General features: G+C 59.9%; 14 protein-coding genes and 2 pseudogenes. 5 read left to right on the forward strand and 11 right to left on the reverse strand.

Annotated elements, in window-relative coordinates; genetic code table 11:
• Nucleotides 1-96 precede the first annotated feature (96 nt).
• The 4 genes and pseudogenes from Q1A06_RS19280 to Q1A06_RS19295 all read left to right on the forward strand — a co-directional run.
• Nucleotides 97-543: pseudogene (locus Q1A06_RS19280) on the forward strand (integrase core domain-containing protein); the annotation flags it as partial.
• 65 nt (nt 544-608) lie between these two features.
• Nucleotides 609-1,045: pseudogene (locus Q1A06_RS19285) on the forward strand (DDE-type integrase/transposase/recombinase); the annotation flags it as partial.
• 374 nt (nt 1,046-1,419) lie between these two features.
• Nucleotides 1,420-2,286 (forward strand): universal stress protein, encoded by an 867-nt coding sequence (locus tag Q1A06_RS19290; RefSeq protein ID WP_299567547.1) that lies wholly within the window; start codon nt 1,420-1,422, stop codon nt 2,284-2,286.
• A 115-nt stretch (nt 2,287-2,401) separates the two neighbouring features.
• Entirely contained in the window at nt 2,402-3,028 is a 627-nt protein-coding gene (locus tag Q1A06_RS19295) for a hypothetical protein (RefSeq protein WP_299567549.1), read from the forward strand.
• A gap of 381 nt (nt 3,029-3,409) precedes the next feature.
• On the opposite strand, the gene Q1A06_RS19300 is transcribed toward Q1A06_RS19295, so the two are convergent.
• The 9 genes from Q1A06_RS19300 to Q1A06_RS19340 all read right to left on the reverse strand — a co-directional run bounded on the left by Q1A06_RS19300 (nt 3,410) and on the right by Q1A06_RS19340 (nt 11,469).
• Complete coding sequence (locus Q1A06_RS19300) at nt 3,410-4,459, reverse strand: hemolysin family protein (RefSeq protein ID WP_299567551.1); 1,050 nt, start codon at nt 4,457-4,459, stop codon at nt 3,410-3,412.
• Between the two features lie 70 nt (nt 4,460-4,529).
• Nucleotides 4,530-4,940, reverse strand: a complete 411-nt coding sequence (locus Q1A06_RS19305) for a CBS domain-containing protein (protein ID WP_299567553.1) — start codon at nt 4,938-4,940, stop codon at nt 4,530-4,532.
• Between the two features lie 172 nt (nt 4,941-5,112).
• The gene (locus Q1A06_RS19310; RefSeq protein ID WP_299567555.1) at nt 5,113-6,075 is read right to left on the reverse strand and encodes an FAD:protein FMN transferase; all 963 of its coding nucleotides are present in this window, start codon (nt 6,073-6,075) and stop codon (nt 5,113-5,115) included.
• A gap of 4 nt (nt 6,076-6,079) precedes the next feature.
• Entirely contained in the window at nt 6,080-7,300 is a 1,221-nt protein-coding gene (nqrF, locus tag Q1A06_RS19315; RefSeq protein WP_299567557.1) for an NADH:ubiquinone reductase (Na(+)-transporting) subunit F, read from the reverse strand.
• On the reverse strand, nt 7,297-7,896 hold the full coding sequence (gene nqrE / locus Q1A06_RS19320) for an NADH:ubiquinone reductase (Na(+)-transporting) subunit E (protein WP_299567559.1): 600 nt from the start codon (nt 7,894-7,896) through the stop codon (nt 7,297-7,299). The genes nqrF and nqrE overlap by 4 nt, the downstream gene beginning before the upstream one ends.
• Nucleotides 7,893-8,543 carry an NADH:ubiquinone reductase (Na(+)-transporting) subunit D gene (locus tag Q1A06_RS19325; RefSeq protein WP_299567561.1) on the reverse strand — a complete coding sequence of 217 codons (651 nt, stop codon included), beginning with the start codon at nt 8,541-8,543 and terminating at the stop codon, nt 7,893-7,895. Before Q1A06_RS19325 ends, nqrE begins: the two co-directional genes overlap by 4 nt.
• A gap of 1 nt (nt 8,544) precedes the next feature.
• Nucleotides 8,545-9,345, reverse strand: a complete 801-nt coding sequence (gene nqrC / locus Q1A06_RS19330; RefSeq protein ID WP_299567563.1) for an NADH:ubiquinone reductase (Na(+)-transporting) subunit C — start codon at nt 9,343-9,345, stop codon at nt 8,545-8,547.
• A complete protein-coding gene (locus Q1A06_RS19335; protein WP_299567565.1) occupies nt 9,338-10,147 on the reverse strand; it encodes an RnfABCDGE type electron transport complex subunit D in 810 nt (269 codons plus the stop codon). The genes nqrC and Q1A06_RS19335 overlap by 8 nt, the downstream gene beginning before the upstream one ends.
• Nucleotides 10,144-11,469 carry an NADH:ubiquinone reductase (Na(+)-transporting) subunit A gene (locus Q1A06_RS19340; RefSeq protein WP_299567567.1) on the reverse strand — a complete coding sequence of 442 codons (1,326 nt, stop codon included), beginning with the start codon at nt 11,467-11,469 and terminating at the stop codon, nt 10,144-10,146. Before Q1A06_RS19340 ends, Q1A06_RS19335 begins: the two co-directional genes overlap by 4 nt.
• Nucleotides 11,470-11,498: 29 nt before the next feature.
• On the opposite strand from Q1A06_RS19340, the gene Q1A06_RS19345 reads away from it, so the two are divergent.
• Nucleotides 11,499-12,749: a cation:proton antiporter gene (locus tag Q1A06_RS19345; RefSeq protein ID WP_299567569.1), complete on the forward strand. Its 1,251-nt coding sequence runs from the start codon at nt 11,499-11,501 to the stop codon at nt 12,747-12,749.
• A gap of 33 nt (nt 12,750-12,782) precedes the next feature.
• Here Q1A06_RS19345 and Q1A06_RS19350 read toward each other — a convergent pair whose 3' ends face one another.
• Both Q1A06_RS19350 and Q1A06_RS19355 read right to left on the reverse strand, forming a co-directional pair.
• Nucleotides 12,783-13,337: a cytochrome c3 family protein gene (locus Q1A06_RS19350; protein WP_299567571.1), complete on the reverse strand. Its 555-nt coding sequence runs from the start codon at nt 13,335-13,337 to the stop codon at nt 12,783-12,785.
• Nucleotides 13,338-13,406: 69 nt separating this feature from the next.
• The gene (locus Q1A06_RS19355; protein ID WP_299567573.1) at nt 13,407-14,918 is read right to left on the reverse strand and encodes a flavocytochrome c; all 1,512 of its coding nucleotides are present in this window, start codon (nt 14,916-14,918) and stop codon (nt 13,407-13,409) included.
• Nucleotides 14,919-15,126 lie beyond the last annotated feature (208 nt).

A 15,126-nucleotide genomic window follows, 5' to 3' on the forward strand; every position in this document is an offset into this window, starting at 1 on the left:
ACGAAATACTTGAGACATCGCTTATCACTTAACGCGTTGAAATCTTTGATTTCAGGCAGCGTTAAGTGTTTCAGGTTTTTCGCATAACGTTTTAACATGCGGGCTGAAGACGTTACCGATACGCTGGATCTCGCATTGCAGGCGTCTGGTTGCGGCCAAGTTCATGTTGTTCACAAGCCACGTTTACTCAGCGACAACGGATCCAGTTACGTCTCGGGGGACCTGGCTGAATGGTTGAAAGACAAAGGCATGAAGCACTCTCGCGGCGCGCCTTATCATCCGCAAACCCAAGGCAAGATCGAGCGGTGGCATCAGACATTGAAGAACCGTATCTTGCTGGAAAACTACTTCTTGCACGGTGACCTCGAAGCTCAGATCGAAGCCTTCGTCGATCACTACAAACGTTATCACGAGAGCATCAACAACGTCACACCCGCTGACGTCTACTTCGGGCGTGTCAAAGCCATTCTAAAACAACGCGAAAGGATCAAACGAAAGACACTCGAAGCGCGACGCTTGCATCACCGCCAGCACGCCGCATAATCAAACCAACCAGATGAGCTAAGCACTCTCTTAGTTTAGGCCGCCTTTGGACCCAAAAACTCTGCCGACGCACAGTCGGTTGGTCGATGCAGTCGCGCATGACATCTGACCTTTCCCTGCAGGCGCTACTGAGTGCTGTCTGGTGACACAGGCCAAAACAGAGGGTCATGATCGATTCTGATCAAGGCTCACAGTATACAGGGAAAGAGTGGCAATCATTTCTTGGCAAACACAATCTGGATGCAAGCATGGGCAGGCGTGGGAATTGCCATGACAATGCGGTCGCAGAGAGCTTCCTGCACCTGTTCAAGCACGAACGGATCAGACGGCGAACATACATCACAAGAGACGAAGCAAGGCAGGACGTGTTCGACTACATCGACATGTTTAACAACCCAAACCGCAAGCGGCCGAACAATGAACAAGCGGCCGAACAATGAAATTGCTGTCGCCGGTTGACTATAAAACAGAACAGAAGAAAATGAATGAGGCATGCGTCTAGGAAACTAGGGGCACCTCAAATTGGCAAGTCCGGAACGATACAGATTAGCAGTCTGAGCGCCAAACACTATGCACGCCGCGGCTGATAGGAAGGTCACAGTGCGGCCTTCGGATGAGTTTGCCAGCGAGCCGTCCGGAACTTAACGGTTCATACCGGCGCACACGTCCGATGGCGGACGACCCGAAGTCGCGATGCCCGGTGCATCTTCGCATGGCGTCTCTTCGGTGCCCGCACCGCTCGGCGTGATAGAACACTTCGCGGCGTCTCTGGTCAGACATTGCAACGCAGTTTTCGTCAAAAAAATGATCTTGGACAAGCCGGCAGTGCACAACTCGGGATAAAGGCAAACAGAATGGACAATGGAAGGAACACCAATGCAGAACATCATGCTCGCGACGGATTTTTCCGAGCGGTCCGATCGGGCGTTGCGTCGGGCGGTTCTGCTGGCCCGCCAACACGAGGCCCGCATTGAACTCGTTCATGTAGTCGACGACGATCGGCCCCGCAGCATCGTCAAACATGAAACGACCGCCGCGTACGCCCTTCTGAAGGAAATGGCCCGATCGCTAAAAAACGTTGAAGGCGTATCATGTTGCTCGCAAGTTCTTCAGGCCGATCCCTTTGCGGGAATTGCAAAGGCTGTGGATGATACTGGCGCAGATCTGTTGGTCATAGGTCCGCACCGACGTCAGATCCTGCAGGATGCATTTGTCGGAACGACGGCCGAACGCGCGATCCGCGTCGCAACCTGTCCGATACTGATGGTGAACGGCACACCTGCCGAACCTTACCGTAATGTTCTGCTGACCACCGACCTTACCGACAGTGCCCGCATTTCACTACAGCACTTCGAAAGATTGAAGCTGGGAGCGGACGTTCGTTTAACTGTGCTGCACGTTTTCGACACGCCGATGCTACGTCTCGCGATGTCCGGTATGATGCCAAAAGACGATCGGGAAGCTTATGTGAATGACCAACGCCGCTTGGCAATCCGAGAGCTGTCCGATTTCATGGCTAAAATAGGCGGGGTGCGGGCCGAACAAATCGTGCGACAAAAAAAATCGAGCATTTCGAATGAAATTCTTGCAACTGCCGGTGACCTGAAATCGGACTTGATCGTTGTCTCGACACACGGCCGGGGCAGCGTCGGACGGATGCTTATCGGAAGCGTCGCCGAGCGGGTTTTACGGTCGTCCGCAGTGGACGTTCTGGCCATACCGCCGCAAAGGAAAAGTGAATAATGCCCGTTATTCGCGAAAGACCCCATCGCATTGTGACGATGCATGGCACAGGGGGCGGGATGCCAGTCAAGGGTCTCGCGCCACCCTGTTGCCGCTCGCAAGAGGAACACCAGGAATGATAGAGGCCTACAATCCAATTCTGCTTATAGCCATTGTCATCGGTGTTCTGTTTGCGTTGCATCTGCTCAATATCCGGCGAACGATCTTGAATAAGCGCCGACTTGTTGCGGACGTTATTTCTATCGCGTCGCAGCCGCGCGATCTTCTGGATCACGCTTGGACGGAAAAGGACTATACGGGCCTCGACACGAAACTGAGCGACTGGGAGCGTCAAATCCGCGAGATCGCAAGACGCCACGCCAAGACCCCTTCGTTGCACGAGTTCACTGGAATCGGGTCATCAACAAATCAGCCCTTGTCCGTAGCGATTGCCATTATCGACGACACGCTCAGCGTTCTGCTACGTATCGTACCGCCGGAGGAACGGTCGGCCCAATCGGTGCTCTTGTCGCTTCGAGGTGCCATCAACTCGCTCACAAAAACACTTTCCGGGGCAGGAATTGCTCCTGCTCGAGTTGTGCCGGCCCTGCCTGAATTGCCAAAGCGGCTCGAAACGTTGTTCAGGTCGGCTGAGCATGAAATGACCGGGGAATTTCTGGTTCGCCGCAGCCTGCTTTTCGCATGGGTCAAACATGACAATGCCAATTGGTACGATGCCCAGCCTGAACATCCGATCGGATAGGAAAATTATTCCACACCGTGCTGGTCGAAAACGCAAAAGATGACATGGTACTGATCATCATCTTTCCCAAAGCGCATGGTGTCCGCCCCTTCTCTTTTAGGCTGGGCGTCAATAGCTCGGATGATATGTATACGGTAAAGAAATACCCGGGGACGGATTTCTAATGGACTTTGGTTATGCGTCTATTGCCATTCTTTCTCTCGGCCTTGGCTTCCTTTGGTCATGTCGATTACGGATCGGCGCGTCGACCGGGCGAAGTGGGACAGATCGGCTTCACTTCGGCCTGAAACGTCCGCGATATTCGCATATTCGTATCTTCGGTTTGTTACATAGCGGCAATCTCGATCACATGCGACAGCTTCGAACCGCCTGCGTAGATCGCTAGTCCATCTCGTGTTCGTTAAACCCGCCGACGATTGCATCCAGTACGTCCATCGGGGTGACTATACCTATAAAGTGACCGAGCCTGTCATAGACAAGCAGCGCATGACAGGGAGAATCCCGCAACTGGTCAACTACTGCAAGCGCCGGCAGCGATTCCCCTACGATGGGCACAGTGCGGGCAAGGGCCATGGGATCAAAACCATCATCCTTCGCCGTAAGCAAATCTCGGCTGTGCAGAACGCCGACAATATCATCCCGACCGTCGCGGCGTAGTGGCAACCGGGAATGAGCCGAAGAGTTGAAGCGCGCAAGAATATGGGCTCGCGTCTCCCCGACGTTGGCAACCTCCAATTCTTCGCGCGGGGTCATAAAACTGCGGGCGCGCCGGTCGGAAAAGCGCATCACGCCATCAATGATTTCTTTTTCGGTGTTGTGTATAACGCCAGAACCGACCGCTTCTGACAGCATCATGTGAATATCATCGTCCGTCAGCGTATTCGCGGGTCGGCCCGTCTTATCGAACAAATGCAGGACCCCTTTGCTTGAGTAGTCAAGCAGCCAGACAAGTGGCGCAGTAAGTCTAGAAAGGACTGTCATTGCCGGGGCGACACGGGCGGCCACCCGTTCGGGCGCGGCCAAGGCGATTTGCTTTGGGACAATCTCGCCGACGATGAGTGTCAAATAGGTGAGAATAATCACTACGAGGCCGACCCCGAGTTCTTGCGCAACAGCCTCTGGCACCCCCCAAGTGGGAAGTATTGCCGCCAGCTTGGTGCCGATTGTCGCCCCGGATACGGCCCCGGCGACGATACCGACCAATGTAATGCCAATCTGGACAGTCGAAAGAAAACGGCCAGTATCGGCTGACAGAACCAAAGCAGCGCGCGCACCGGTGTTCCCTTGGTTGGCCTGGATCCGCAGCTGAGCGGGGCGGGCCGATACTATTGCCAATTCCGACATTGCCAGAAGTCCGTTCAAACAAACGAGAGACACTATAAGAGCGATTTCAAATAACACTTCAAAAATTCTCCCGAGGTATGGTTCCATCCAGCTCGACTGTTGGGAGCCGGTCGGTAGATGGCATACAGCAACTCAATCACTCTATTATTCCAGAAGTCTAACCGTTCGTTTGGCTCCATTGATCGCTTAGCGCGCGCAGGATGTCGGCGCGGCTGACCTGTCCGGCCAGCTTGCCTTCCTGCATGACCGGAAAGCGGCGGTATTTGCTGGCCAGAAACGCTTCGGCAGCAGTAACGATATCCATCTCGGCGGGAAGGGTTTCGACCTCGCGAGTCATATGATCGGCGACCGTCTTGCCCCAATCGCGCCAGTAGGACGTTTGCAACGCGGCCTTCAGGCAATCCTTTTTTGACAGGATCCCGATCAGCCATCCGGTTTTATCCACGACCGGCGCCCCTGAAAGGCGCTTGTCCAGCAATACGTGCATCGCACGGTTGATCTCCATCCCCGGATCAAGGGTCACGAGGTCGGTTGCCATGTAATCACGCACGCGCGGGCGATCAGTCATCCGGGGCCTCTTTCCCACGCTGACATGCGCCGCACGAAATTCCCTTTGCGCAGGCCAACCCGCCGCAACTGCCCTTGAGTGGCGCGCGGCCAAAGAGCACTCCAATGGCCAATCCGCCTACTGCAAGGAGGAAGATCAGGAAAGTCAGAAGGAATGTCTCCATGTTATGCCCTCACGCAATGATATGATCGGCGAAAGACGCCGTCATGATTTCATCGAAGCCAGCCCCGCCTTTGGTCAGGAACAGCGCGGAAATTCCCAGGCGCTGGGCAAGAGCAGGGCCGTCATCGGGGCCAAGAACGGTCAGCGCAGTTGCCAGCGCGTCGGCCCTGCACCCGGTCGCGACCAGCACGGACACTGCGGCAAGAGCACCGACAGACGGTTGTGCCGTGGCAGGATCAATCAGGTGGCTGACGCTCGCCCGCGGTCCCGCGTAGCCTTGTGGCAGATGACCCGACGTGGCCAGCGCCAGCGCACCCGGTGCCACGATCCGCTGCATTGCCAAACCCCCGGGCTGTTCGATCGCGACCTGCCACGCGCGGCCCGAGGGGTGCAACCCAAGGGTCAGCACCTCTCCGCCGAGTTCCAGCACCCCATTCGTGAACCCGTTCTCGCGCAGCAATTCACCCGCCTGATCCAGCGCGTGCCCCTTTGCGATGCCGCACAAATCCAGCGTCAAACCCGGCGCGACCTTGCGTACTGCGCCTGCGTCCAGTTCGAGCGCCCGATAACCGAGCGGCGTGCCGGAAATCGGCCCAAACCCGTAGCGGGCGACAAGGGGGCCGACTGTCGGATCGAAGGACCCCGATGTCAGTCGCGCGACCCGGTGTGCCTCGGTAGCAACTGACATCGTCTCCGCGCTCATCGGCTGCCAGTCGGTTGAGCCGTTGGCGTTGAACTGCGCCACCTCGCTGTCGGCCCGCCAAGGCGACATAGCCGCATCGACACGCGCAACCGTGGCCTCGACAACACGCCGCGCGCGCTCTGCGTCGGCACCAGCGGGTAGAACCAACCGCCAAACGCTGCCAAAGGCCAACCCGCCGATGGACTGCGTTGCCGTGGTCGCCACAGCGAGACCCGGCGCCGCGGTCAGCGCCGCGCCCCCAAGGATCATTCCGCGTCTGGTCATACTCATGGCGTTATACTCCAAAATCATCATTGTGGATTTGCCGCGACGGTACGCCCAGATCATCCAGCATCGCCAGCACCGCGCGGATCATCAGAGGCGGGCCACACAGGTAATATTCGCAACTGTCCGGCGCGGGATGGTCGCGCAGATGTCGGTCAAGGGCCACTTGATGGATAAAGCCCACGGCACCGGTCCAGTCATCGCCCGGTTCGGGATCGGACAGCGCGACCGTCCAGTCGAAATTTTCATACGTTTCGGACAGTGTGTCGAATTCATCCGCATAGAACAGATCGCCCATACTGCGCGCGCCATACCAAAACGTCATCCTGCGGGCCGTGCCGACAGCCTCCAGCTGCTCGAAGATCATCGCCCGAAGCGGCGCCATACCAACGCCTCCGCCGATGAATACCATCTCGGCATCAGTGTCCTGCACCCGGACGCTTCCGAAGGGTCCGCTTGCCGTCACACGGTCGCCTTCCCTGAGGGCGAACAGCCACGATGATACCACGCCCGGTGGCGCGCCCGGGGCAGAGGGCGGCGGCAACGCAAGGCGCACGTTCAAGACAATGCGCCCCGCCGCGATGTCTTCGGGTCGGTCCGATATGGAATAGGCGCGGGTCGTGTCGGTCGTGGCCGCGACCGATAATCCGCGAAGCTGGTCCCAGCCGGCGGACTGGTTCTCAGGTATTTCGAAATCTTCATAGCGCAATTCATACGGCGGGGCCGTCACCTGTACATAGGATCCTGCCACGATATCGGGGCGCATATCGCTGGGCAGATCCAGCGTGATCTCGCGGATCAGCGGCGTCAGGTGGCGGGTCTTGCCGACCACCGTTTCGAAACTTTCGGCGCCCAACAGCGCGTCCGGGACGTCGACGGCCAGATCGCCGCGCAGCGTGACCTGACAGGCCAGATGCATCCCGTCACGCAGCTCTGCCCGGCTGAGAAGGGCGGTTTCGGTTGGCAGGGCATCGGGGCCGCCTTGCATCACCCTGACACGGCACAGCCCGCAGGTTCCCGCCCCGGCGCAAGCCGACGGAATGAGGATGCCGTTGTCATTTAACGCGCCCAGCAGTTTCTGGCCTGTCGTGGTCGCGATCTCCTGCACGTCGTTTACCGTAATCGTAGCGGGCAATGTCGGGCTCAGCAGACGGCGCGCCGTCAGCACGATCAGCGTCAGCGCCAGGGTAAGCGTAACCAGCAGCAAGGTTCCGGCGATGATCGCGCTCATGGCCCTACCCCCGCGAAGGCCGAAAATCCAAGCGACATCAATCCGGTGACAAGGAACGCCGACGACAACCCCTGCACGCCTGCGGGCATGTCCGAATACCGCAGGCGTTCGCGGATGGCGGCAAAGGCGACAATCGCCAGCGCCCAGCCTACCCCGCTGCCAAAACCGTAGGTGACGGCTTCGGCAAAATCATACTGCCGCTCGACCATGAACAGGCTGCCGCCGAGGATCGCGCAGTTCACCGTGATCAAAGGCAGGAAAATCCCCAGCGCGCGATGTAGCGCCGGGGCGAAACGGTCCAGCGTCAGTTCCAGTATCTGCACCATCGCGGCGATCACCCCGATGAAGCTGACCAGCTTGAGATACGTCAGGTCCACGTCCGGCAGCCCGATCCAAGCCCATGCCCCCTCGACCAGAAGGCCGTTGAAGATCAGGTTGTTGACGGGAACCGTAATGGTCTGCACCACGATCACAGCTATGCCGAGCCCCACGGCAGTTTCCACCCGTTTGGACACGGCAAGGTAGGTGCAGATCCCCAAAAAGAACGTCAGCGCGAGGTTTTCCTCGAAAATGGCAGACAAGAACAGGTCGATCATCGCCGCGCCTCCTGTTGTTGCAACGTATACTCAGGGGTTTCGATCTGGTCGGGGCGCAGGCTGCGGATCGCCCAGACCAGCAAGCCGATGATGAAAAACGCCGATGGTGCCAGTTGCATCAGGCCCAGAGGCTGGAACCAGCCGCCATCCGCCACAGTCGTCACAACCGCCTGACCGAACAGCGTGCCTGCGCCAAAGAACTCGCGGATCGTTCCCACGATCAGCAGGATCAGCGAATAGCCAAGCCCGTTGCCCAGCCCGTCCAGCGCCGAAGGCAGCACCGGGTTGCGCATGGCGAATGCTTCGGCCCGGCCCAGCACAAGGCAGTTGGTGACGATCAACCCAACAAAGATCGACAGACGCTGGCTGATCGCGAAGGCGTAGGCTTGCAGAACTTCGTCAATCACAATCACCATCGACGCGATAATGGTGATCTGGACGATCAGGCGGATCGCAGACGGGATATGATGACGGATCAGGCTGATGACGGTCGCACTCGCCACCAGCACGACGGTCAGTGCAATCGACATGGTCAGCGCGGTCGCCAGCGAGGTCGTCACTGCAAGCGCCGAGCAGATGCCCAGGATCTGGAGCGTGACCGGGTTCTGGTCGATCAACGGGGCGGTCACGTGGCGTATCAGGGACATCTCACAAACCCTCCTGTTCCAGTCGGTCAAGGAACGGGCCGTAGCCCAGATCGCCCAGCCAGAACGTCAGCATGGACCCGATCGCATTGCTGGACCGCGTGGCTCCCGATACCGCGTCCACCTCGTAGGGGCCGGTGGCCTGAGCGCGCACCACCTCTATGACGATTTCACCCGTGTCATCGGCCACCTGTTTGCCCGGCCAGCGGGCGGCAAAGGCGGGATCGGCAATGCGCGCGCCGATACCGGGCGTCTCGCCGTGGCCCGTGACGGTCAGCGCCGCGACAGTGCGCAGATCCGGCTCTAGCGCCAGCATGGCTGTGATCGTCGATTGATATCCCGCCGCGCGCATCGGCAGAACCAGCAGCATCAGTTCTCCATCACGTTGCAGCAGGTAGACGGGCGCGTGGGTCTCGCGGCGCCCGATGCCCGCGACATCCGCCTCGGCGGGGATAGCGATACTGGTTTCAGGGTTCGAGGCGGCACCGATCGCGTCATAACCGGCGGGTTCGATTTCATCGGTGAACCAACCCTCGGCCAAATCGACCATCCGCACATCGAGCGCGGTCACCCCGGCCTCTTCCATCACGGCGCGCATGCCGGGCAGGGTATCGAGCATTGCCTCCATCCGAGCCGCACGCTCGGCCTCCAGATGAGCGTCCTGCAGGGGTTTGAGCATCACGGAGGTGGTCGCCACGACCACGGCGCAGACGAAGGCCACGATCACGGCGATACCAATGGTCTTGGCCCGGTCATCGTTGGGCCGCGCCAGAAAACGCTGCCAAAAGTTTTGCGGTTCAGACATGCGCGCGCCCTGCCCTGTTCCGGCGCCGACGCACGTTTACCTCGACCACGAGGTAATCCAGAAGCGGCGCAAAGATGCTTGCCAACAGAACGGCGAAAACCACGGCGTTTGCAGTGATCGCGGGGCCGGTATCGGCCGCGAAAAGCCCGATCAACCCTCCCACAAGCGCCCCGTAAAGCCATTGACCAGCGCGCGTGGCCGCCCCGCCGACCGGATCGCAGGCCAGGAACACCAGCCCGAACAACAACGCGGCACCTGTATCGGTCAAAGTGATGGCCTCTCCCGACAGCAATTTGACAGCCGCGACCGACAGGATGGCCACCACGAATGGCCGCCACGGAGCAAGTCCGACCGCCAGCAACAGCACCGCGCCCGGCACTGTCGCGGCAGCAACCCAGAAGTTGGCCTGAAGCAGCGCGACGCCGGGAAAGGAAAAGACCAGAAAGGCCAAGGCCGCGACACCTGCGTTCAGAAACCCAAAGCCACGGCCGCCGAATATCAGCTCCCCCAGCACCACGCCGAGCGAGACGGCGACAGCGATCTGCCAAAGCGGCAGGGACACGGGGGCCATGATGGCGATGATCAGCGCGGTGGTCAGCCCATGTGCCGTCACCGGACGTTGGCGAATAAGGGCGAAAACGCCTTCCCATGCCAGCGCCGCGACCACCGCAACCCCAAGGGTCGCAAGCACCGCCGGGCCGTGCGCCGCCCAAACAGCGATCAGGACCGGCAGCATTGCCGCGGTCTGCGTCACGCTGACATTCGCCGGCGTCCAGCGGAAATGCACGAGTGGCGGGGTCATGCTTCCCCCTCCAGATCGTCGAGGGCATGCCGCAGCAAAGAGCCATAATCCGCGCCGCTGGTGCAACGAGACGTCAAAAGCGCCATGTCCTCTTCGATCAGGGACAAAGCTCCAAGCCGGGCCGCCGTTTCGGTGTCGCCGATGGACAGGGCCCGCATCAGCGGAACCGGAAGGATATGCGGCGGCAAAGTCCGTTCCAGCGCGGACGTCGGAATGATCGCGTGCGGCAGATTTCGCTGCTGGCCCCCTGGTTTCATCAGTGCTGAAAACAAGGGCCTCGCGCGCGCCGACCCCGACGGATGTGCGTCGGCCACACCCGTTGTGATCTGGCGATGAAAGCGCCCCAGCCAGTTCGCCTTGCGCCCGGCGAGTTGTGACCCCGACATCATCTGATCTGTGCTCCCCGCAAGTTCGCGGAGCGAAGCGCCGGGGATCGTGCGGATCAGTTCGGACTGCTGCGTTTGGGCGTTTGTCACGGCAACTATACGCGCCGGATCGAAATAGCCGGTTTCGATCAATTGCCCGACCGCTGCGGTGTCCTGACAATCAATCGTCCAGACCTCTTGGCCTAGCCCCACCGGATACAGGGTTTCGATCTGGGCGCTCGCCAGTCCCGCAGGATGCGCCCCGTCAAAGACCACGTTGCGGATACGCGGCGTTTCCTCGACCAACGCGGCGCCGGCGGACTGACAGACATAGACGGGTCCATCCGTCAGGAGAGCCAGCAAAGCCACACCAGCACGGAACGCCTGTTCCCGACTGGCCAGATAGGCGCGCGGATCGGGGGCCAGCGGTTCACTGTCTGTGGCAGTCACAAAGATCGCATTGGGCACCCTGTCGGGATCGGGGAACCGCCCGAAGGGACGCGTGCGCAGCGCAGGCCAGAGCCCCTGCGCCAGCAGGGTGCCCCGCAACGACTCGCGTGTCATCTTCTCGCGTTTCTCGACCGGGGGCGGCGCGTTTACGGACGTGGCCCCATCAATGACCAGCGCCGATAGCGTCCTTCGGGGACCATAGTCGATAGAGGCGACTTTACCGGCCATCGGTGCGACAATCGCAACCCGTGGATGCGTCCGGTCCGTGAGAAGGACCTGCCCTGCCCGCACCGTATCGCCCACTGCCACCTTTGGCGCGGGGCGTAATCCTTGGTAATCCGCACCGACAATCGCATATGTCGTGACAGATCTGTCGGTTATCGCCCGCATGTGTTCAACAACTCTCTGGCGGTTGCGCGGCTTTGCTCCATCGCTCAATTCCTGTCCGGTATAAAAACTGTCGCCAGCCCTGCGGCCACCATTCAGGTTTTCGGCAACCTGTGGCATTAACTTTGGTCAAAGACAGGTGGCTTTGAATGACGCATCATGCCCGAGGTCCAGAACTGGAGAATGCGCTCATGGAACCCGCGATGCTGCTTGCCGGTTTCGGCCTTCTGTTCCTGGCGGGGCTCGCTCTCGATTGGGTGGGGCATATCGTGCATGTGCCGCGTGTGACGCTGTTGATCCTGCTGGGGGTCGTTGTCGGGCCACCCGTCCTCGACCTGCTGCCGGTGACGTTAACCGAAAGCTATGAACTTCTGGCGCCGACCGCGTTGACCATGGTCGCCTTTTTGCTGGGTGGAACGCTGCACCGCGATACCCTGCGTGAGCGCGGACGTGAGATCATCATCATCTCACTGACAACCGTTGTGTTGTCTGCGCTGATCGTCGCCACTGGGATGATTGTCCTTGGCGCACCGCTTGCCATTGCGTTACTGTTGGGGGGGCTGTCCTGCGCGACTGATCCTGCTGCCACGCGGGACGTCGTTGAACAATCCGGGTGCAAAAACCGGTTCACGACCAATCTTCTGGGCATCGTCGCGATTGATGATGCCTGGGGGTTGCTTGCGTTCAGTTTCCTTCTGACCCTCACCGCCGTTGTCGTCGGAGGCGAAACCACATCCGCGCTGATCCACGGCCTGCGGGAAGCGGGCGGCGCCATCGGCCTTGGTTTGGCCCTCGGATTTCCGGCGGCCTATCTCACGGGGCGCATCCGCCCGGGCGAGCCTACCTTGACCGAGGCTTTGGGCGTGGTGTTCCTCTGCGCCGGCCTTTCGCTCTGGCTCGAGTTTTCCTTTCTTCTGGCAGGTATGGTGACAGGCGCAATTGTCGTCAATTTTGCCCGCCACCACGACCGCCCCCTGCACGAGATAAAGCGTGTGGAATGGCCCTTCATGCTGTTGTTCTTCGTTATGGCCGGGGCATCCCTTGAAATCGAACCGCTGAAGGGGATCGGCATGATCGGCTGCGCCTATATCGCGCTGCGGTTCATCGCGCGCCTGATCGGCGGTTGGGCTGGCGGACGGTTGGCAGGCTTGTCGGGGCGCGAAGGCCGGCTGACCGGCCTTGCCCTCATGCCGCAAGCGGGCGTGGCGATCGGAATGGCGCTTGTCGCCGCCGAACGGTTTCCGAGCTACGCGGACCAGATCCTTGCGCTCGCCATCGCAAGCACGGTCATATTCGAAGTGGCCGGGCCGTTTTTGACCCAGATCGCTCTGGCTCGGATCAGACATGGCCAAGTCGCTGCGGCGCGTGCCCAGTCGCAGGGTAGCGCGCCGGACGCCTGAACCAACTGCGCCGCCGATCCATGCGGCAATCGCCTAAGGCAGATCGAATTCGAAATCATGGCATGACGCACAGAAATTCTGCGATGGCTCATGCTGCATGTGGCAAAGGGAGCATTCCGTGTAGGGCGCCCCATGCGGTGAAGAATGTGGGTTGGTCGGCATCACATCCGCCGTCGCGGCGGCAAGTTCGTCCAGCGATCCATGGCACGCCTGGCAAACTTGCGTCGCCGGTTCGCTCATCGTCGCGGCATCGTCATTGCCATGACAGGACGCGCAACCGACGCCAGCAAGCGCGTGACTATGATCAAGCGGCATCGTGCCTCTCAGCGACAGGGTGGTTTCGGGGGAATGGCACGCGCGACATTCGGTAAGTGACATGCCGGTCGCCGGGACGTGAGCGTCGGGCAGAACCGATGCGTCGGTGTGGCACGTAACGCAATCGCCCAGAACGGACGAGGCTGGTCCATCGCCCATCAGACTACTGTGATCGAACCCTGTTTCCTGCGAATGCAGAGCTTCAGAAGCGACGAACATCGCGGTTACAGAGACCGCGACCCCAACAAGGCTGGCTTTTCCTATTATTCGCATCACAGCTAACTCCGGTTGAATCGTATGTCGCGCGCGGCACCTTTGATGATTGTCGCGCGCCTTTTTTTGTCAGCCCCAGTTCTCTTCGGCGGCGGCATTCTGGCCCGCGATGCGTCCGAACACGAGACATTCGGTCGTCGCGCAAGACCCCAGCCGGGAGGCACCATGCACACCGCCCGCAGCCTCACCGGCAACATACAGCCCCGAAATCGGATCGCCGGTCACTACGTCAAGTGCCTGCGTTTCTGCGTTGATCCCGATACCGCCCATTGTGTGGTGAACCTTGGGCAGCAACCGCACCGCATAATACGGTCCATCGACCAGCTTGAACTGATCGGCCTGCAGGTAACGGCCCATGTCGCTGTCCTCGCCTGCATCGACCGAGGTGTTGAACCGCTTGATCGTGGCTTTCAGCGGCTCCAGCGGCACATCGTGGGCGGCGGCCATGTCTTCCAGCGTCGCATATTCCGTCAGCACGCCGGCCTCGAGCATCCTGTCGACCTTGGTTCCGCGCCCCTTGGCGTATTTAAACCCGGTGGCGTCGGCGATTGCGATCGCCTTGTTCCCGGTCGCGATGATCGCATCTGCACGTATCTTGCGATCAGCCAGTTCGTTTACGAAACGCTCACCGGTTTCGGTGTTGATCCAGACACCGTAGGATGCCGTGGTACCCTGCACGAAACTCGGCGCCATTCCCATGCCTTTTTCGTCCGGGCTGGTCCAAGGGCCAAGTTGAATCCAGGACGGCTGGATCAAAATGCCGCCTATGTTTATCGCTTCTCGCAAAGCCTCGGACGTCGCACCTGGCTGGTTTGTCGTATCGAGTTCGTCGGTCAAACGGGGGTCCTGCATCATGCGGAACGCTGGATCGTTGCCAAACCCGCCGGTCGCCAGAATGACCGCCTTGCGCGCCTTAATGGTTCTGGGGTCGCCGCTTTCGGGGTCACGGAAGGCGTGTTTTTCGCGCACTTCCACACCTTTAACGCGTCCGTCCCCGTCGCGGATGATGTGTTTGAGCAAGGTCCTCGTGCGCGGCTCAATGCCAAGTTCTTTCAACTTGGCCAACTGCTGCACGATAATACCGGAGCCGCTGCCATTGCTGGTGCTGTATGCGCGTGGCACCGCGTGGCCACCCATGTGGGTCAGCCTGTCTTTGTACTCCACCTCCAGTTCATCGACTGTCCACCGATAGACATCGACTGAATGCTCTGCAACTGTCCGTGCCAGCGCGACATGGTTCAGGTCCAGCCCCGCCTTGAGCATGTCGGCAAGCATCACGTCAGCGCTGTCTTCGATCCCCATCTCGGCCTGCTGATCGGATCCCGCAACCGCCATGACGCCACCGTTTATGATTGAATTGCCGCCCGGTACCTGCATTTTTTCCAAAAGTGCGACCGACGCGCCGGCCTTCTGGGCCTCATGCGCAGCGGCCAGACCGGCAAAGCCGGAACCGATCACAACCACGTCGACTTCCTCATCCCAACTGTCCGGCATCGCCCGGGGGGCGGCCGCGCCGGGCCCGCCCAAGGTGGCCGCCACGCCAGCAATGGCACCCGTTCCCAAAAGCGCGCGTCGTGTCATGTGCGTGGTTTTTCCACTGTTGTCGCTGGTTCCCATCTCGTTTTCCTCTTTTCTCTCGAAGCAACGGTGAATTTGGCGCACCATTGTCTGAACGTTCACTACATCGAGTATGGCCGTGGCGCGGAGAGGCGCATTAACTCCGGTTAAAGGGGTGGATTATGTTCCCCGGCCAACTGTTAAGGGAATCGGACCGGGCAAATTAACATCG

The sequence above is a fragment of the uncultured Sulfitobacter sp. genome (assembly GCF_947497275.1).
In the GTDB taxonomy this organism is placed as follows: domain Bacteria; phylum Pseudomonadota; class Alphaproteobacteria; order Rhodobacterales; family Rhodobacteraceae; genus Sulfitobacter.